The organism is Curvibacter microcysteis (genome assembly GCF_028649455.1).
GTDB lineage: Bacteria > Pseudomonadota > Gammaproteobacteria > Burkholderiales > Burkholderiaceae_C > Curvibacter > Curvibacter microcysteis.
Genome location: NZ_JAQSIO010000010.1, coordinates 108,640 through 126,945 on the forward strand (window position 1 = coordinate 108,640; position 18,306 = coordinate 126,945).

Annotated in this window: 15 protein-coding genes; 12 read left to right on the forward strand and 3 right to left on the reverse strand. The window is 65.5% G+C overall.

What is annotated here, in order from left to right:
• Window positions 1-106 precede the first annotated feature (106 nt).
• Window positions 107-616: a hypothetical protein gene (locus PSQ39_RS19725; protein ID WP_273929055.1), complete on the forward strand. Its 510-nt coding sequence runs from the start codon at window positions 107-109 to the stop codon at window positions 614-616.
• Window positions 617-776: 160 nt separating this feature from the next.
• Here PSQ39_RS19725 and PSQ39_RS19730 read toward each other — a convergent pair whose 3' ends face one another.
• The 3 genes from PSQ39_RS19730 to PSQ39_RS19740 form a co-directional block, all read right to left on the reverse strand.
• A complete protein-coding gene (locus PSQ39_RS19730; RefSeq protein WP_273929058.1) occupies window positions 777-1,856 on the reverse strand; it encodes a TRAP transporter substrate-binding protein in 1,080 nt (359 codons plus the stop codon).
• A gap of 225 nt (window positions 1,857-2,081) precedes the next feature.
• Window positions 2,082-3,947, reverse strand: a complete 1,866-nt coding sequence (dxs, locus tag PSQ39_RS19735; RefSeq protein WP_273929059.1) for a 1-deoxy-D-xylulose-5-phosphate synthase — start codon at window positions 3,945-3,947, stop codon at window positions 2,082-2,084.
• A gap of 74 nt (window positions 3,948-4,021) precedes the next feature.
• A complete protein-coding gene (locus tag PSQ39_RS19740) occupies window positions 4,022-4,918 on the reverse strand; it encodes a polyprenyl synthetase family protein (protein WP_273929061.1) in 897 nt (298 codons plus the stop codon).
• Window positions 4,919-5,361: 443 nt separating this feature from the next.
• On the opposite strand from PSQ39_RS19740, the gene PSQ39_RS19745 reads away from it, so the two are divergent.
• From PSQ39_RS19745 to PSQ39_RS19795, 11 genes are all read left to right on the forward strand, one after another.
• Window positions 5,362-5,823 carry a type IV pilin protein gene (locus PSQ39_RS19745; RefSeq protein WP_273929062.1) on the forward strand — a complete coding sequence of 154 codons (462 nt, stop codon included), beginning with the start codon at window positions 5,362-5,364 and terminating at the stop codon, window positions 5,821-5,823.
• The gene (locus PSQ39_RS19750) at window positions 5,817-6,461 is read left to right on the forward strand and encodes a GspH/FimT family pseudopilin (protein WP_273929064.1); all 645 of its coding nucleotides are present in this window, start codon (window positions 5,817-5,819) and stop codon (window positions 6,459-6,461) included. The genes PSQ39_RS19745 and PSQ39_RS19750 overlap by 7 nt, the downstream gene beginning before the upstream one ends.
• Window positions 6,445-6,915 carry a hypothetical protein gene (locus PSQ39_RS19755; protein ID WP_273929066.1) on the forward strand — a complete coding sequence of 157 codons (471 nt, stop codon included), beginning with the start codon at window positions 6,445-6,447 and terminating at the stop codon, window positions 6,913-6,915. The genes PSQ39_RS19750 and PSQ39_RS19755 overlap by 17 nt, the downstream gene beginning before the upstream one ends.
• A 77-nt stretch (window positions 6,916-6,992) precedes the next feature.
• A complete protein-coding gene (locus PSQ39_RS19760; protein WP_273929068.1) occupies window positions 6,993-8,093 on the forward strand; it encodes a PilW family protein in 1,101 nt (366 codons plus the stop codon).
• Window positions 8,087-8,752, forward strand: a complete 666-nt coding sequence (locus tag PSQ39_RS19765; RefSeq protein WP_273929070.1) for a pilus assembly PilX family protein — start codon at window positions 8,087-8,089, stop codon at window positions 8,750-8,752. The genes PSQ39_RS19760 and PSQ39_RS19765 overlap by 7 nt, the downstream gene beginning before the upstream one ends.
• A gap of 38 nt (window positions 8,753-8,790) precedes the next feature.
• Window positions 8,791-12,519 (forward strand): pilus assembly protein, encoded by a 3,729-nt coding sequence (locus tag PSQ39_RS19770; protein ID WP_273929072.1) that lies wholly within the window; start codon window positions 8,791-8,793, stop codon window positions 12,517-12,519.
• 218 nt (window positions 12,520-12,737) lie between these two features.
• On the forward strand, window positions 12,738-13,874 hold the full coding sequence (locus PSQ39_RS19775) for an aromatic ring-hydroxylating oxygenase subunit alpha (protein WP_273929073.1): 1,137 nt from the start codon (window positions 12,738-12,740) through the stop codon (window positions 13,872-13,874).
• Between the two features lie 128 nt (window positions 13,875-14,002).
• Window positions 14,003-14,914, forward strand: a complete 912-nt coding sequence (locus PSQ39_RS19780; protein WP_273929075.1) for a DMT family transporter — start codon at window positions 14,003-14,005, stop codon at window positions 14,912-14,914.
• A gap of 417 nt (window positions 14,915-15,331) precedes the next feature.
• Window positions 15,332-16,888: a leucine-rich repeat domain-containing protein gene (locus PSQ39_RS19785; protein WP_273929077.1), complete on the forward strand. Its 1,557-nt coding sequence runs from the start codon at window positions 15,332-15,334 to the stop codon at window positions 16,886-16,888.
• A 139-nt stretch (window positions 16,889-17,027) separates the two neighbouring features.
• On the forward strand, window positions 17,028-17,894 hold the full coding sequence (locus PSQ39_RS19790) for a sulfurtransferase (RefSeq protein WP_273929079.1): 867 nt from the start codon (window positions 17,028-17,030) through the stop codon (window positions 17,892-17,894).
• 293 nt (window positions 17,895-18,187) lie between these two features.
• The coding region (locus tag PSQ39_RS19795; RefSeq protein ID WP_273927723.1) for a flagellar transcriptional regulator FlhD at window positions 18,188-18,306 on the forward strand (119 nt) is incomplete at its 3' end.

Here is an 18,306-nt window from a genome sequence, read left to right on the forward strand (position 1 = left end):
GCCGCTTCGGTGGCCAGCCTCCCTCGCTCTCACAGCCCCTGCCCGCAGGGGCTGTTTCATTGGAGCCCCCGCTTTGTAGCAAGGCTGTTGAAAAGAACCCATCGCCATGACCGACACGCCCAGCCCCGCGCCCACCGAGCTGCCCCGCATGGGCCCGCCCCCCTTTGTGTTCAGCCCGCAGGGCGGCCGCGTGGAAGGCCCGGCCTTTCCGGTCCTGGTCAAGGTGCTGGCCGTGCTGATGGTGGGCGGCTGTGGGGCCTGGCTGGCCCAGTTGTGGATCACGGACCAGCCCGTGCTGCACAGCCGCTCGGCGGGGGTGTGGTTTCTGGCCGCCCAGGCCATGATCAGCTGCACCGCCTGGTTCATCGTGCGCAGCCGCACCCGGCTGGACAGCCAAGGCCTGCACCAGAACTGGGTCGGCGACAAGATCATGCCGCTGGCCGACCTGGCCTTTGCCAAACTGATCCGCGTGCGCGGCCTGGAATGGTTGATTGCGCCGCGCCTGTATGTGCGCACCTTGAGCGGCAAGTTCGCGGTGTTTTACGTGGCCTCGCCCGCCGTGCGCACCGAGTGCGAGCGCCTGATTGCCGAGTTGGCCAGCTTCCGCCGCCTGTGAGCCCCGCACGGCCCCCGCAGACGCGATGGCCAGGTCTTGCAGGGGATGGCCGCAGCGCCTGAAGCCCAACGCTCACGGAGGGCACGCCCAGCCCCCGACAGGCCAAAAAAAACGCGCCAGAGGCGCGTTTTTTCTTGCTGGGCCTGGGGGCCCACCCGCATCACAGCTTGGCGGTTTGCATGAAGCTGTCGAAACGGGCTTCGGCGAAGCGGAACCAAAGGATCTGGTCCTTTTGGAAAGTGCGGTAGTCGGAGTAGATCTTCTTCCAATCCGGGTTCTTGGCTTCGAGTTCCGAGTAGATGGCCATCGAGGTGTCGAAGGAAGCTTGCAGGACTTCCTTGGGGAAGGACACGACCTTGGTCTTGGCACCCACCAACTGCTTGAGGGCGGTCGGGTTCAGGGCGTCGTACTTGGCTTGCATGTCGACGTGGGCGTAGGCCGAGGCGGCTTCGATGATGGCCTTGTTCTCAGGCGACAGGGCTTCCAGGGCCTTGTTGTTGATGAAGAAGTCCACTTCCGGACCACCTTCCCACCAGCCCGGGTAGTAGTAGTAGGGCGCAACCTTGTTGAAGCCCAGCTTTTGGTCATCGTACGGACCCACCCACTCGGCAGCGTCAATGGTGCCCTTTTCGAGGGCTTGGTAGATTTCGCCACCGGGGATGTTTTGCGGCACGCCACCCATGCGTTCGATCACGCGGCCGGCAAAGCCCCCCACGCGGAACTTCAGGCCCTTGATGTCGGCCGGGGTCTTGATTTCCTTGCGGAACCAGCCGCCCATTTGGGCGCCGGTGTTACCGCCAGCGAAGCTGACGATGTTGTACTTGGCGTAGAACTCGTTCATCAGCTTGCGGCCATTGCCGTGCATCATCCACGCCGTCATTTGGCGCGAGTTCATGCCGAACGGAATGGCAGCGCCAATCGCGAAGGCTTCGTTCTTGCCAAAGTAGTAGTAGGGCACGGTGTGGCACATCTCGACGGAGCCTTGCTGCACGCCGTCCACCACGCCCAGCGGGGGCATCAGTTCGCCACCGGCGTGAACCGAGATTTCAAACTTGCCACCCGACAGTTCCTTGACCTTCTTGGCAAAGACTTCGGCTGCGCCGTAAATCGTGTCCAGCGACTTGGGGAAGCTGGAAGCCAGGCGCCAGCGCACTGCCGCTTGGGCGTGCACGGCAGGCGCCGCACCTGCGGCCAAGACGCCAGCGATACCAGCCTGTTTGATGATTGAACGACGATCCATGGACAGTGACTCCGATGTAGATGATTGACCGACTGACCTCGGCCTGAGCGGGCTAAGGTCTGCATGAGAGAACCCGGATTGTAGGAAGGCCCCCCCGGCTCAAGGCCCGGGTTTACCCTGCGAAAACCACTGTCTCCTAGAAGACTTCAGGGTTCTGCAAGGAAAGTCCAATTTACACCGAATCCGAGGGCTCCATGGGCAAAAAAACCGAGGTCATACCCGCAGTCAAAGTACGGCAAAGCGATGGCGAATGGACTGCTCAATGCCCGCCGCGTCCAGACCTTGAAGCTGCAGCAATTTGGCCGGGTCGCCATGTTCAATGAACTCGTCGCGCAAGCCCAGTTGCAGCACCGGGCGCTGCACACCCGCGGCCTGCAAGGCCTCGAGCACGGCCGAGCCGGCGCCGCCCATGATGGCGCCCTCTTCGAGGGTGACCAGGGCCTCGTGGCGCGCGGCCACCTCGAGCAGCAGCTCGGTGTCCAGCGGCTTGGCCCAGCGCATGTTGACCACCGTAGCGTTCAAGGCCTCAGCCGCTTGCAGGGCCGGGTACAGCAAGGTGCCGAAGGCCAGGATGGCGACACGCTGGCCTTCGCGACGCACTTCGCCCTTGCCAAAGGGCAGGGTCTGCAAATCCGTGGCCGGCACCGTGCCCGCGCCGGCGCCCCGCGGGTAGCGCACGGCCACCGGGTGATTCTGCGCGTAGGCGGTGCTCAGCAGCAGGCGGCATTCGGCCTCATCGGCCGGGCAGGCCACGCTGACCTGGGGAATGCAGCGCAGGAAGGGGATGTCATAGGCCCCGGCGTGGGTGGCACCGTCAGCGCCGACCAGGCCCGCGCGGTCCAGCGCGAACACCACCGGCAGGTTCTGCAAGGCCACGTCGTGGATCAGTTGGTCGTAGGCGCGCTGCAAGAAGGTGGAGTAGATCGCCACCACAGGCTTCAGGCCCTCGCAGGCCAGGCCGGCGGCAAAGGTCACGGCGTGCTGCTCGGCAATGCCCACGTCGTGGTAGCGGCCGGGGAAGCGCTTTTCAAACTCGACCATGCCCGAACCTTCTCGCATGGCAGGCGTGATGCCCACCAGGCGGATGTCGGCCTCGGCCTGGTCGCACAGCCACCGGCCGAAGACCTGGGTGAAGGTCTGCTTGGGCGGCGTCGCCGGCTTTTGCAGGCCCACGGCGGGATCGAACTTGCCTGGGCCGTGGTAGGCCACGGGATCGGCCTCGGCCAGCTTGTAGCCCTGGCCTTTTTTGGTCACCACATGCAGGAACTGGGGGCCCTTGAGGTGCTTGAGGTTTTCCAGCGTCGGGATCAGCGAGTCCAGGTCGTGGCCGTCGATGGGGCCGACGTAGTTGAAGCCGAACTTCTCGAACAGCGTGGCCGGCACAACCATGCCCTTGGCCTGTTCTTCCAGGCGCTTGGCCAGCTCGAACAGGGGCGGCAGCGGCTTGAGCACCGACTTGCCCAGGTCCTTGGCGGCGGCATAGAACTGGCCGCTCATCAACTGCGCCAAGTAGCGGTTGAGCGCCCCCACGGGCGGGCTGATCGACATGTCGTTGTCGTTGAGCACCACCAGCAGCTTGCAGTCGTGCTGCACGCCCGCGTTGTTCAGCGCCTCAAAGGCCATGCCCGCGCTCATGGCGCCATCGCCGATGATGGCCACGGCATGCCGGTCTTCCCCCTTTTGGCGCGCCGCCAGGGCCATGCCCAGGGCGGCGGAAATGCTGGTCGACGAATGCGCCGTGCCAAAGGTGTCGTAAGGGCTCTCCGCGCGCTGCGGGAAGCCCGACAGACCGCCCAACTGGCGCAGCGAGGGCATGCGGTCACGCCGACCGGTGAGGATTTTGTGCGGGTAGGTCTGGTGACCCACGTCCCAGACCAGGCGGTCGTAAGGCGTGTTGAAGACCGCGTGCAAGGCCACCGTCAGCTCGACCGTGCCGAGGTTGGAACTCAGGTGGCCGCCCGTCTTGGAGACACTGTCAATCACATAGGCCCGCAGCTCGGCGGACAACTGCGCCAAATCAGCGCGCGACAAATGCCGCAGGTCTGCGGGGTCGTTCACCTTCTGGAGCAAGGGGTAGCTGGGGGATTGCATCGGATTGCTATTCAAATAAGAGCCCCTGGGTGCACAGCCCGTCAAGCCGTGCCACGGGGGCCCAAGGTTCTGTGTCAGTTGGAGCGGTTCACCACCATGTGGGCCAGCGCGGCCAAGGCCACGGTGTCCGGCAAGCCACTGGCCTGCAGGGCTGTCATGGCCTGGTCCAGCAGCTCGCCAGCATACGCGCGGGAACGGTCCAAGCCCAGGAGCGAAACGTAAGTTGGCTTGTCCTGGGCAGCGTCCTTGCCCGCCGTCTTGCCCAAGGTCGCCGAGTCGGCCACCACATCCAGGATGTCGTCCACCACCTGGAAGGCCAAACCGAGGGCGCCGCCGTAGTCTTTCAAAGCCTGCCAGGCTTGGGGACTGGGCTGGCCGCAGGCCGCGCCCATCAGCACGCTGCCTTGCAGCAAGGCACCGGTCTTGAGCTGGTGCATGCGGCGCAGTTGGACTTCATCCAGGGACTTGCCCACGCTGGCCAGGTCAATGGCCTGGCCACCGGCCATGCCTTCGCTGCCCGCCGCCCGGGCCAGGTAGCGGCACAACACGGCTTGCATGGCGTCAGGCACGCTGCCGTCATCGGGGGTCAACAACTCGAACGCGAGCGCCTGCAGCGCGTCGCCCGCCAGCAAAGCGCTGGCCTCGCCGTAGGCCACATGCACCGTGGGCTTGCCCCGGCGCAGCACGTCGTTGTCCATGCAGGGCATGTCGTCGTGCACCAGGGAATAGGCGTGGATCAGCTCCACCGAGCAGGCCGCGCGCAGGCCCGCAGCGGGCAGACCTTGCACGGCCTCCTGGGCGGCGCGCACCAGGAGCGGCCGCAAACGCTTGCCGCCGTCAAGCACGGCGTAGCGCATGGCCTGGCCCAAATCGGCCGGGGCATCGGCGCCCACCCAATCCGACAAAGCCGCCTCCACCGTGGCCAAGTGGGCCGAGCTCCAGGCCCGGAAGTCAAAGGCAGCGGCGCTCATGCGTGGCTCCCCGGTGCCCAGCCGCCCCAAGCGCCTGGGCTGGCGATCGGCCCACAGGCCCGCAGCGTGACGGCATCACGGACGGGCGAAACAGGTTTGGGGCGGACAAGGAGCGCGTTGGGCATGAAAGATCGCTTAAGACGGGCAAACCCTGAATTCTAGGCCGTTGCAACCGCCTGGGGCAGTCCAAGCACCAGACAAGTGCGACAGCGGAGCGCTTGGATGCCGCGCGGGACGGTCATGCAGACCCGCACATCGCCCACTCCGTTGACGGCCGACACAGATGTGTTGCCAACGATTTGAATATTCCAACGGACTTACGGACTTTTACCGCGCGACTGCCCAAGACGTTGAAAACCCAGTTCCAAAATCAGCGCGGCTCCTTTAAAACACCGCCGGCCGGCCCCAGGCCTGAGGCTCACCCCGATCCTGTTGACCACTCCATGCGCGCGCCCCGGACGAACCACTGCCCCGCACCGCGACCCCAGGGCTTCACCATGATCGAACTGATGACGACCTTGACGGTGATCGCGGTGCTGACGGCCGTGGTCCTGCCGGCTTACGTCTATTACCTGCAACGAGCCCGGATTCCCGAGGCCACCGGCGCGCTGGCGGCCAAGCAGGTGGCCCAGGAACAGCTGTTCCAAGACAGCCGCAGCTACTTCGCCCCCGGCACCAGCGCCTGCAGCACCAGCGGCATGGCCGGCAGCAGCTATTTCAGCTACGCGTTCAGCGCCTGCACGGCCACCAGCTATGTCTTGGCGGCCAGCGGCAAGGCTGGCACCAACATGGTGGGCTTCACCTTCACCATCGACCACAACGGCAACCGCGCCACGACCACCGTGCCCAACGGCTGGGCCCCCGCCAGCAACTGCTGGGTCACGGCCAAGGGGGGGCGATGCTGACCACAGGGCGCAGCACGGCTGGGCCAGGCTTGTCCGGCGTGACCCTGGTCGAGTTGCTGGTGGGGCTGACGATTCTGTGCCTGGGCCTGTTGACCGTGGCACCTTCGATGTCCACCTGGCTGCGCAACGCCCAGGTCCGCGCCCAGGCAGAAAGCCTGCAAAACGGCCTGCACATGGCCCGGGCCGAAGCGGTGCGCCGCAACACGCCGGTGCGCTTTCAACTCACCAGCGACCTCAGCGACAGCTGCACTTTGGTCACCATGGGCACGCAGTGGGTGATCAACCTGGGCAGCAGCGTGAGCCCGGCCGCGCACTGCGCCAGTGCCATCAGCGACAGCGCGAGCCCTTTCTTGTTGCAGCGCAGTGCCGGCAGCAGCGGCCTGAACAGCGCCCAGATCAGCGCCAGTCAGAGTACGCTGGCCTTCGACAGCCTGGGCCGACTGCTGGCCACCAGCAACCCCAACACCAGCGCCGGCAGCAACGTGATCTTCCAGGTCACCCTGCCCGGAGCCACTTGCCTGGCGCTCGCAGGCCCCGTGCGCTGCTTGAACCTGGTCGTCAGCCCCGGCGGCCAAGTGCGTCTGTGTGATCCCAGCCTGAGCAGCAGCCAGGCCGCCGACCGTGCGCAGGCCTGCTGATTCGCGCGCTCAGCGCCCTGCCCTGCAGGGTGGATCGGCCCTGGTCGAGTCGCTGGTGGCCCTGCTGCTGTTCGCCCTCGGGCTGCTGGGGGTGATGGGCCTGCAGGCCAGCGCCGTTCAGCTGTCCAGCCAGGCCCAATACCGCGCCCAGGCCAGCTGGCTGGCCAACGCCGTGGTCAGCCAGATGTGGGCCAGCGACCGCACCGCCAGCAGCTTGCAAAGCCAATTTGCCAGCCCCGATGGCAGCGCCTACCGGGCTTGGCAGGCGCAGGTCAGCGCCAGTGGCTTGCCCGGGGTGAGCAGCGCCAACAACACCTTGCCCACCATCAGCTTCAGCACGCTGGCGGGCGGCGGCAGCAGTGAGGCGCGCAGCCAGGCCACCATCACGGTGGGGTGGCGCAGCCCCAGCGAAGCCCAGACCCATCAGTTGGTCACCGTGGTGCAGCTCAAATGAAGCCGTCGTCGCACACATTCCCTGCATCACGCCCGGGTGATCGCACCAGGCAGGCCGGCTTTGGGCTGGTGGAGGTCATGATCGGCGTGCTCATCGGTCTGGTCACGGTGGCGCTGGTGATGCGCTTGCTGCTGGACTCCGACACCGCGCGGCGCACCAGCACAGGTGGCAACGACGCCCTGGTCAATGCCTCTCTGGCCTTGTATGGGCTGGAGCGCGATGTGCGCAGTTCGGGCTTTGGCTTCAATGCGTTTGCCGTGCTGGGTTGCACCCTGAGCTACACCACCCGGCAAGACAACAGCCCGGTCAAGCTGCCGCTGGCCCCCGCCACCATCAACCCGGACACCAGCCTGGTGCCAGCGGGTGACGAGCACACCGACACCTTGCTGGTGCTGAGCGCCAGCAGCAACGGGTCCTCTGAAGGAGACGCCTTGATCGCCACCTCGGCGGCAGGCTTTTACCAAGTCACCTCACCGGCCAGCTTTGCCGTGGGTGACCATGTGCTGGCCCCAAACAGCCCTCGCCCCAGCCCCTGCACCCTGCCCTTGCAGCAAGTCAGCGCCATCGACAGCAGCAGCGCCCAGCTCACGGTGGCCAACAACACGGTGGGTTTGCCGGTCAGCAGCCTGGTCTTCAACCTGGGCCAGACCCTCAGCCTCCACGCCTACGCGGTGCGCAATGGCCAGCTCACGCAGTGCGATTACCTGCGGTTCCAGTGCGGCAAAAGTGCCTACACCAGCCCGCTGGACAGCTCGGTTTGGGTGCCGGTGGTCAACCAAGTCGTGGCTCTGCGGGCCCAGTACGGACGCGACAGCAGCGGCCCCACGCTGGACGGCGTGCTCGACACTTATGACCAAATCACCCCTGGCAGCAGCCGTGACACCAGCGGCCTGAACCTGGTCTGCGCCTGGTCGCGGGTGCTGACCCTGCGCCTGGCGGTGGTGGCGCGCAGCCCCCAATACGACAAAACCCTGCCCACCACGACCGCCCCCAGTTGGGAAGGCAGCACCGTCAGCAACAGCACACCGACCAACCCCACGGCCGTGCCCCTTGTGTTGGGCAGCCTCAGCGACTGGAGCGCCTACCGCTACCGCCTGGCCACGACCGAGGTGCCTCTGCGCGACATGATCTGGTCGGGCTCACAAGTCAACTACCAAGGCGGCAACACCGGATGCTGAGCCGCCCCCCTCGCCCACGCCGCGCCGCCTCAGGGGTGGCCCTGATCCTGGCCCTGATCGTGCTCGCGGCCATGACCCTGGGCGGGGTGGCCCTCACACGCTCGGTCTTCACCACCCACCAGATCGCCGGCAACCTGGCCTTCCAGCAGGCCGCCACGCACTCCGCCGATGAGGGGGTGGAGGCCGCCATTGCCTGGCTGGAGAACAACAGCGGGCAAAGCACCAGCAGCAGCGCCACCGCCTGCGCCTCCTCGGTGGGCAGCACCGTCTTGGCCTGCGACCAAAGTGCGTCTGGCTACCTGGCCAGCCGGCAAGACCCCAGCCCCAGCCAGAGCTGGGCCGACTTCTGGCGCGCCACCCTGGCCAGCAAGGCCATCACGCTGAGCACCGACGTCGCCGGCAACAGGGTGGCCTATGTGATTCAGCGCCTGTGCAACGGGGCGGGGGACGCCAGCACCAGCAACCTGGACTGCACCCAGTCCCCCAATGCCAACACCGGCACCTGCGCGGGCGGCAGCAGCTGCGACTCACAACGCATCAACCTCAAAAGCGGCGGCGGCAGTGGTCAAAACGGCAGCCAGGTCTATTACCGGGTCACTGTGCAGGTCAGCGGCCCCCGCGGCACGCAAAGCCTGGTGCAGGTCGTGGTCGCTCTCTAGCCGGTGCCACCCCCTCCCCACGCATCCCCCACCCCACCATGACACCACCTAACCGCGCCCCTCTTTGGGTTTGGATCTTGGCCCTGGGGCTGAGCCAGGGCAGCCAGGCCAGCCTCACCGACCTGGCCAGCGCACCGCTGGAGACGGCCAGCCCCGGGCAGGTCAAACCCAACATCCTGTTCGTGCTGGACGACTCGGGCAGCATGGTCTGGGACTACCTGCCCGACTGGGCGAACACCGGCAACCCCGCCCTGTTCCGCAACAGCCGCTACAACGGGCTTTACTACAACGAGGCCATCACCTACAGCCCGCCCCAGAACCACGACGGCAGCGAGTACCCGAGCATGAACGCCAGCTACACCAGTGGCTGGACCAAGGTGCCCGATGACGGCTTTGGCGTCCAAAGCGGCGCCACCAGCAGCTTGGTGAACAAGGCCTCCTACTACACCTTCGTGGCGGGTGAGTACTGCACCGACGTGCACCAGGCCAACTGCAAGGCCATGAGCGCCCCCAGCGCCAGCCACCCCTTCCCGGCCTACCTGCGCTGGTGCGCCGATGCCGCCCTGAGCACCTGCCAAATCAACTACGTCAACACCGCCCCTCCCAACGGCAAAACCTACACCCAGCCGCGCTACCCTGCCCTGAGCTACGTGTCTGGCTACAGCGTGCAGACGGTGCCAGGCGCCAACCTGCTGACCACCCTCGTGCCCAGCAACAACGCTTACGCCTACCCAGGCACCAGCGCCAAGGCCAGCACCCGCACCGACTGCAGCGCCAGCACTTGCAGCTATGCCGAGGAAATGAACAACTACGCCAACTGGTGGGCTTACTACCGCACGCGCATGCAGATGATGAAGACAGCGGCCACCCAGGCCTTCAGCAGCCTGGGCAGCAACTACCGCTTGGGCTACATGAGCATCAACAACAACACCGGATCCGACTTCCTGAACATGGCCGACCTCAGCACCGGCAGCGGCGGCCAAAAAGCGATGTGGTTCAGCAAATTCACCAAAGCCAGACCGGGGGGCGCAACCCCCCTGCGAACCACCCTGGCCACGGCAGGTCGCTACTACGGCGGCAAGCTCAGCAGCATCAACGGCGTGAGCGCCACCGACCCCATGCAGTACGCCTGCCAGCGCAACTACACCATCCTGTCCACCGACGGCTACTGGAACGAACTCAGCACCCCCGTCCGCCTGGATGGCGGCACGCCCGTGGGCGACCAGGATGGCGGCGCAGCGCGTCCTTACCTGGATCCGAACGCCACCGCCAACACCCTGGCCGATGTGGCCTATTACTACTACAGCACCGACCTGCGCTCCCCGGCTTTCAACAACACCCTCAACACCAGTGGCGTGGACGTGTCCAGCAACAGCGTGGCCGATGGGCAGCAGCGCATGTACACCTCGACACTGGGCTTGGGCGCATCGGGCTACATGCTGTTCCAGGAGGGTTACACCTCCTTGAGCGCGGGCGACTACTACGACGTCAGCGTCGGCACCATCGCCAGCCCCAGCAACGCGGCCAACGGCATCTGCAGCTGGCAAACATCGGGCAGCTGCGGCTGGCCCGGCGCCGTCAGCAACACCCAGACCACCATCGACGACCTCTGGCACACCGCCGTCAATGGCCGCGGGGTTTACTACAGCGCCAGCAACGCCAACAGCCTCAAGACCGGTCTGAACAACTTCCTGTCCTCGGTCCAGGCCGCCACCTCCAACTCGGCCGCCTCCACCAGCAGCACGCCCAACGTCAGCGCCACCAACAATTTCGTCTTCAAATCCAACTTCCGGTCGGTCGACTGGTACGGCGAACTGACCCGCAGCACGATTGACGTCAGAACCGGCACCCTGTCGAGTTATGTGGACTGGTCAGAATCAGGCACCGCCAACAGCAGCGCCAACACGGCGGCCAGCGCACGGCTCGACAACCTCAGCCCGGCCGCCCGCAACCTCTACACCTACAACGGCAGTGTCGGGCTCTTGCAAACCTTCACCTGGGACGCGCTCACCGAAGCGCAAAAGGCATTTTTTCAGATCAGCGGGGGCGGCATTTCGGGCCTGTCCCAGTTGTGCGCCGTGGGCACCTTGTGCATTCCCGGTGCGGCCCAGGTGGACAGCAGCCAGGCGGGCAACAACACCGGGGCCGGGGGCATCAACCTGGTCAACTTCCTGCGCGGAGACCGCAGCAACGAATCCAGCGACGCCAGCAAGTACTACCGCGCCCGCACCCATGTGTTGGGCGACCTGGTGGATTCCCAGCCGGTGTACGTGAGCAGCCCGCAGTTCAGCTACAAGGACAACGGGTACGCGGCCTTCAAGGCCGCCCAAGGCTCGCGTCAAGGCATGGTCTATGTGGGCAGCAACGATGGCATGCTGCACGCCTTCAACGCCAGCACCGGGGTGGAGTCCTGGGCCTACATCCCCTCGCTGTTGCTGCCCCACCTGTACAAGCTGGCCGACAAGAACTACGCCAGCAACCACAGCCATTACGTGAACGCCACGCCCAAAACCGGCGACGTCTACTTCGACGATGACTGGCACACCGTGCTGATCGGGGGCCTGGGCGCCGGTGGCCGGGGCTTTTATGCGCTGGACATCACCAACCCCGGGTCGCCCACCGTGTTGTGGGAGTTCACCCACGACACCCGCAAGACCACGGGCTACACCACGGACGCGGACCTGGGCTACTCCTATGGCATCCCCGTCATCACCAAACTCTCGGACGGCACCTGGGTGGTGATCGTCAGCTCGGGCTACAACAATGTCTCGCCTGGCAGTGGCCGCGGCATCGTTTGGATTCTCAATGCCAAGACCGGCGCCATCCTCAAAAAGATCGACACCGGGGCTGGCAGCAGCAGCGCCGCTGTGCCGGGCTGCAGCACCGCCCCCTGCCCGGCGGGCCTGGCTCAGCTGAGCGCCTATGTCGACAATGCCAGCACCAACAACCTGGCCTTGCGTCTGTATGGGGGCGACCTGCTGGGCCACGTGTGGCGCATCGACCTCAGCGAACTGAGCGCGAGCAACACCGCCAGCCCCCCCGTGGTGCCGCAGCTCCTGGCCACCTTGGCCGACGCCAACGGCACGCGCCAGCCCATCACCACCCGGCCCGAACTGGGTTACAGCCAGGGCAACTACCTGGTGTTTGTCGGCACAGGCCAATTGCTGGGGCTGAACGACCTGACCAGCAGCCAAACCCAGTCGCTTTACGCCCTCAAAGACCCGCTCACCAACCCGAGCGGGCCCTCTGGCCTCTACCCCAATCCCCGCAGCACCCTGTGCAGCACCAGCATCAAGACCCAATGCTTCGTGAAGCAGTTGCTGAACAACTCGGGCGGCGGCCGCAGTGCCACCAGCACCGTCAGCTACGCCGTGGACCTGAGCAGCATGAGCGGCTGGTTGATCGACCTGCCTGTGAGCGGCGAGCGCATGAGCACCGACATGGACCTGCAACTGGGCACCTTGGCCTTCACCACCAACATCCCCTCCACAGGCACCGGCTGCAATGTGGGCGGCTCCAGTTACCTAAACTACCTCAACTACAGCAACGGGCTGGCGGTGGGAACCGGCAGCAGCACCGGTGTGCTGTTGAGCTCGGGCACGTCCACCGGCTTGTCCAGCGGGCTCAGCCTGGTGCGACTGGCCAACGGCAAAGTGGTCGCCATCACCAATTTGTCCGATGGCACCAGCCAAACCAACACCCTGCCCATTTCCAGCGCAGGCTCGTCCACCCGCCGGGTGTCCTGGCGCGAGCTCACGGTTCAGTGAACGGCCCCACCCAGGCCGTCCTGGCGACCTTTGCGCTGGATCAGGTCAACTGAGAGGAATTCGCACAAAACAAGGCCCCAGGGTACAATCTGCGGTTCCCTTCTTGCCGGCACCGCCGGTTTCTTGTCACCGCGCTTATGCCCGTTGGCTGGGCCCACGGGCCAGTCGTCACGGCGCGCTTTTACCTCCCTGTGGGGAGTCTTTAGGTCAGGTCACCCATGTCTGATTTAAGTCTTCAACTGCAGCAGGCCTCAAGCCAACTACCAGTTTCAAGCTACTTCGACGAAGCGCTGTTCCAGCGCGAGATGGCGCTCATCTTTCAGCGCGGGCCCCGCTATGTGGGGCACCGGCTCAGCGTGCCCCAAGTGGGCGACTACCATGTTCTGCCGCAAGAAAACGGCGGCCGCGTGCTGGTGCACAACGCCCATGGCATTGAATTGTTGTCCAACGTCTGCCGGCATCGCCAAGCGGTGATGCTCAAGGACCGCGGCTCCCTGCACGACCGCGCACCTGGCAGCGCTGGTGGCAACATCGTCTGCCCCTTGCACCGCTGGACCTACAACGGCAGCGGTGAGCTGCTGGGCGCCCCCCATTTCGCTCAGGACCCCTGCCTGAACCTGAACCAGTACCGCCTGCGTGAGTGGAACGGCCTGCTGTTTGAAGACAATGGCCGCGACATCGAGGCCGACCTGGCCGGCATGGGCCCGCGCGCCGAACTCGACTTCACCGGCTTCTCGCTGGACCGCGTCGAGCTGCACGAGTGCAACTACAACTGGAAGACCTTCATCGAGGTCTACCTCGAGGACTACCACGTGGGCCCCTTCCACCCGGGCCTGGGCCAGTTCGTCACCTGCGACGACCTGCAGTGGGAGTTCAAAGACAACTACTCGGTGCAGACCGTGGGCGTGTCCAGCGGCTTCAACCGCCCCGGCTCCAGCGTTTACCAACGCTGGCATGAGCTGCTGCTGAAATACCGCGAAGGCCAGTTGCCCGAGCGTGGCGCCATTTGGCTGACCTACTACCCGCACATCATGGTCGAGTGGTACCCGCACGTGCTCACCGTGTCGACCCTGCACCCGGTCAGCCCGAACAAGACGCTGAACATGGTGGAGTTCTACTACCCCGAAGAAATCACCGCCTTCGAGCGTGAGTTCGTCGAGGCGCAGCAAGCCGCCTACATGGAGACCTGCATCGAAGACGACGAGATCGGCGAACGCATGGACGCGGGCCGCCGGGCCTTGTTCGAGCGCGGCGACAACGAAGTCGGCCCGTACCAAAGCCCGATGGAAGACGGCATGCAGCACTTCCACGAGTGGTACCGGCGGCACATGGGCCCGCAAGGCCTGGGCTTCTGAGCAGCGTCACCGTCACCAGAGCGACCCACGAGGTCGCTCTTTTTTGGATAGCATTTGGCCGATGAAGGCCAGTACGCTGCCGCCTGTCGCCCCTCACCCCGCTGCAGCCACCAAGGAAATCCCCCACCATGCAAGCCCTTTGGATGCTTGTCGCCGCTTTCTTCTTCGCCTCCATGGGCGTTTGCGTGAAGATTGCCTCCAGTGACTTCAATGCGGCCGAACTGGTGTTTTACCGCGGCGTGCTGGGTATTTTCTTCATGTGGGCCCTGGCCCGGTACAGCGGCATCAGCCTGCGCACCCGCTACCCCATGATGCACGCCTGGCGCAGCCTGGTCGGCGTGACCTCGCTGGGCGCCTGGTTCTATGCCATCGGCCATCTGCCGCTGGCCACGGCCATGACGCTCAACTACATGAGCAGCGTCTGGGTGGCCGCCTTTTTGGTCGGCGGCGCCCTGATGGCCTGGCGCCCCACCGACACCCAATCCCGCCCCATGCTTCAGGGGCCCCTGGTGATGACGGTGTTGGCCGGGTTCGCGGGCGTTGTGATGATGCTGCGCCCCTCGCTCGAAGGCGATCAAATGTTTGCGGCGCTGGTGGGCCTGTTGTCGGGCATGTGTGCGGCCTTCGCCTACATGCAGGTGATGGCCTTGTCGCGCATTGGCGAGCCAGAAACCCGCACGGTGTTCTACTTTGCCGTCGGCTCGGCCGTGGCCGGCGCCCTGGGCATGGGGGTGGCAGGCGCTTCGCCTCTGCATTGGCCCAGCGCCTTGTGGCTGCTGCCCATTGGCGTGCTGGCCTCGCTGGGCCAGCTCTGCATGACGCGCGCCTATGCCAGCGCGCGCAACCAACGCGGCACGCTGGTCGTGGCCAATCTTCAGTACTCGGGCATTGTGTTTGCGGGCCTCTACAGCGTTTGGCTTTTTGGCGACCAACTGCCCCTGATCGCCTGGGCGGGCATGGCCCTGATCGTCGTCAGCGGCGTGGCCGCCACCGTGCTGCGCGGCAAAGCGGCACCCAACGCCCCCGCAGAAGAACACTGAGCGGCCGCAGCGCCCGCCAAGGACCTGGCCCCTGAAGCCCCTCGGGCACGGCGAGCCGCGGCAGGGAGCGCGCATCGCACCACACCACGGCATCGACACCCACCGGGGCAGGCCTTCCGAGGCGCACCCACGTCCCGCCAGCACCGCCGGGCGAACCCACCGCTTTTCGCCCACGGCTTGGGCACGTTCAATCAGTTCACAACTGATGAAAACGCGAAAAATTTCGCCCAAAAAATCAGCAGATATAAATAACTTACATCAATTACCAATTAAAAGCATTCAATCAACACTATCTTTCCTACCCCAACACCATGAAAGCCCTAGATGGCCTCGCTCTTGACCCCGCACGCTCACGATGGCGAGCGTCCTTGTCATGTGTCAGACCCCAGGCGGCCGCCGGCCTGAGCGCCCAGGCCCATGACCGTCCTTGTGCACGCCATGCGCCGCAACCGGCCTGCCATTCCCGCCTGGTCTGGCTGCGCCCGCTGCCTGCTGGGCTTGATTCACGCGGCCGTCTCCTGGCTGGCCGCAGCCGCCCTGCCCGCCTGGGCGGCCCTGCCCAGCGAGCAAACCCAGGCGCTGGTCAAGCTGTACCAAGCCACCCAAGGCCCCGGCTGGCGCAAACAAGAGGGGTGGCTGCAAGGGGACCCCTGTGAACGCCCCTGGCAGGGTGTCCTGTGCAACCCAGAAGGCAGCCAAGTGCTGGGGCTGCTGCTGCCCGGCAACCACCTCAAAGGCCACCTGCCCGAGGAGCTCACCCACCTTAGCGCCCTGCAGCACCTGGACCTGCGCAACAACCTGACTTTGCAGGGTAGTCTGCCCAGGTTGGCGGACTGGCCTCGCCTGCAAACCCTGAATGTCAGCTTCAACCAGTTCAGCGGCCCCTTGCCTGCGCTGAAAAACTTGAGCCAACTCGAAAGCCTGGTCGTGAGCAACAATTTGCTGACTGGCCCGCTGCCAGACTTGGTGAACCTGGCCTCCTTGCGCAACCTGCGGGTCAATCACAACCAGTTCAGCGGCACCCTGCCCGCCTGGTCCACCCCCAAGCTGCGGGTGGCCGACCTCAGCTTCAACCGCTTCAGCGGCCCCCTGCCCAGTCTGTCAAACCTGCCCGCGCTCGACACCCTGGTCGCAGACTGGAATCGCTTCAGCGGCCCTTTGCTGCCCCTGCCGCCAAACAGTGCTTTGCGCACCCTGACCGTCTCGGGCAACCTGCTCAGCGGCCCGCTGCCCCCCTTCGCCCAGCAAGCCCAGTTGGCGGTGCTGCAACTCGACCACAACCAGTTCAAGGGACCACTGCCCGAATTCCAGGACCTGCCCGCCCTGACCCGGCTGAACCTGTCCTACAACCAATTGCAAGGGGTGGTGCCAGCCCTGAATCAACTCCCGTCCCTGCAATCCTTGCAACTCGAGGGCAACCAACTCTCCGGCCCCTTGCCCCCCGCGCCCGCCAACCTGACTTACTTCCGGCTCTGTCCCAACAACACCGACAAAGCCCCCGCCAGCCAACCCGACCCCAAGGCGGTCGCCGCGGCCAACAGCAGCACCTGGCCCAGCCGCATTCAATGCCCCAGCACCACGCTGACCAGCCAACGGCAGCACCGAGAGCCCGCCCCCCCCCAGCACCCAGTGATCGCCACCGACACCGAGCCCCCAGAAAGCCCCCAGAGCCTGCCCCCGGCCTGGGCCCCGCGCCGACAAGGCGCCTGCCTGGACGACGTCCACTTGATGCCCGCCATTCCCAGTGCTGCGGCCGGCTGCCTGCACGCACCGGCGCCCACAGCGCAAGCCTCTGCCGCCCTGTTGGACGACAGCATGCTGCCCCCCTTGAGCGAATGGCTGATGGCGCTCAGCGGCTTGCTCGCCCTGGCCACGACCTTGCTGATTTGGAACCTGCGCATCCCGGAGACCCTGCGCGAAGCACCGCAACGCCGCGCGGGCGAGCCTGCGCCAGCGCAGCCGGCCCACGACTGAGGCCACGCCCCGGCCAACAAGGCGATCAACACCCCTGAGTTCTGGACATGGGCCGGCCTGTTTTGACGCTACGATGACGCGGCGAGGCTCGGTGCATTCTCCGAGCCCCCCTCCAGCGAATCCTCACCGACCTCTGCGCATGACCACGCCTTACACCACCCTGATCACCGCCAGCGACTTGCAGGAGCTGCAAGCCCAAGGCCGCCCCCTGATGGTTTTTGATTGCAGCTTTGACCTGACCCAACCCGCTGCGGGCCATGTCCAGTTCGACACCTTGCACATCCTGGGCGCCCAACGCGCCGACCTGGACCGCGACCTGAGCGAGCACGGCGATGGCGCCAAGGCCTCAGGCGGCCGGCACCCCCTGCCCAGCCGCGAGGCGGTGGCCGCCTGGCTGCGCCGCCTGGGCTTCGACAACACCCAACAAGCCGTGGTCTACGACCGCAACAACAGCACTTACTGTGTGCGCCTGTGGTGGATGCTCAAGTGGCTGGGCCATGACGCGGTGGCCGTGCTCGATGGCGGCCTGACCGCCTGGCAGGCCGCAGGGGGCGCCACGGCCAGTGGCCCGGCCCCCACCCTGCCGGCCGGCGGCTTTGAGTTGCGCCCGGCCCTGCGCGAGTTGCGCACCGTGGACCAGGTGCAACAAGCCCTGGGACGCCCTGAACAAACGCTGATCGACGCCCGCGCCACACCCCGGTTCAAGGGCGAGGTCGAGCCCCTGGACCCGGTGGCTGGCCACATCCCTGGCGCGCTGAACCGCCCCTTCAATGACAACCTGGGCCCTGACGGCCGCTTCAAGCCCGCCGCTGAACTGCGCGCCGCTTTCGAGGCCTTGCTGGCAGGTCGTGACCCCGCTCAGGTGGTGCACCACTGTGGCAGTGGCGTCACCGCCCTGCCCAACCTGTTGGCCATGGAAGTGGCAGGCCTGGGCCCAACCGCCCTGTTTGCCGGCAGTTGGAGCGAGTGGTGCCGCGACCCGCAGCGGCCGATGGCGCGCGGCTGAGGCCTTGAGGCCTGTCCATCGCCAAAAAAAATCCACCTCAACCGGCCTCCAGGCCGGTTTTTTTTTCGCCCCAACGCCCGCCCATCCGACAGCAGGGGCGCGTGCAGGGCAGCGGCCGACGAGCCCTGCATCGCGTGTCAGAAAAAACCTGACAAGCCAGGTCAAAAACCAGACAAACCGGACAGCACTTACCTGACTTAATTTCCTTTTACGGTGTCTTCACAATCCATTTCAACGGATCGCGAAACCCTGCAAGCGGCAGAGGCAGCGGCTCCGTACTGAAGGAGTTGACCATGACCAGCGAACAAATGCTTGCCGAAATCCGCGAAGCCAACCTGACCTACCTCATGCTGGCCCAGTCCCTGATCCGCCACGACAAGGCCGAAGCCATCTTCCGCCTCGGCCTCAACGA

What these genes read in the sequence shown, in the direction of transcription:
- PSQ39_RS19725 (WP_273929055.1), top strand. Translation starts at nt 107, where the DNA reads ATGACCGACACGCCCAGCCCCGCGCCCACCGAGCTGCCCCGCATGGGC.
- PSQ39_RS19730 (WP_273929058.1), bottom strand. Translation starts at nt 1,856, where the DNA reads ATGGATCGTCGTTCAATCATCAAACAGGCTGGTATCGCTGGCGTCTTG.
- dxs (WP_273929059.1), bottom strand. Translation starts at nt 3,947, where the DNA reads ATGCAATCCCCCAGCTACCCCTTGCTCCAGAAGGTGAACGACCCCGCA.
- PSQ39_RS19740 (WP_273929061.1), bottom strand. Translation starts at nt 4,918, where the DNA reads ATGAGCGCCGCTGCCTTTGACTTCCGGGCCTGGAGCTCGGCCCACTTG.
- PSQ39_RS19745 (WP_273929062.1), top strand. Translation starts at nt 5,362, where the DNA reads ATGCGCGCGCCCCGGACGAACCACTGCCCCGCACCGCGACCCCAGGGC.
- PSQ39_RS19750 (WP_273929064.1), top strand. Translation starts at nt 5,817, where the DNA reads ATGCTGACCACAGGGCGCAGCACGGCTGGGCCAGGCTTGTCCGGCGTG.
- PSQ39_RS19760 (WP_273929068.1), top strand. Translation starts at nt 6,993, where the DNA reads ATGATCGGCGTGCTCATCGGTCTGGTCACGGTGGCGCTGGTGATGCGC.
- PSQ39_RS19765 (WP_273929070.1), top strand. Translation starts at nt 8,087, where the DNA reads ATGCTGAGCCGCCCCCCTCGCCCACGCCGCGCCGCCTCAGGGGTGGCC.
- PSQ39_RS19770 (WP_273929072.1), top strand. Translation starts at nt 8,791, where the DNA reads ATGACACCACCTAACCGCGCCCCTCTTTGGGTTTGGATCTTGGCCCTG.
- PSQ39_RS19775 (WP_273929073.1), top strand. Translation starts at nt 12,738, where the DNA reads ATGTCTGATTTAAGTCTTCAACTGCAGCAGGCCTCAAGCCAACTACCA.
- PSQ39_RS19780 (WP_273929075.1), top strand. Translation starts at nt 14,003, where the DNA reads ATGCAAGCCCTTTGGATGCTTGTCGCCGCTTTCTTCTTCGCCTCCATG.
- PSQ39_RS19785 (WP_273929077.1), top strand. Translation starts at nt 15,332, where the DNA reads ATGACCGTCCTTGTGCACGCCATGCGCCGCAACCGGCCTGCCATTCCC.
- PSQ39_RS19790 (WP_273929079.1), top strand. Translation starts at nt 17,028, where the DNA reads ATGACCACGCCTTACACCACCCTGATCACCGCCAGCGACTTGCAGGAG.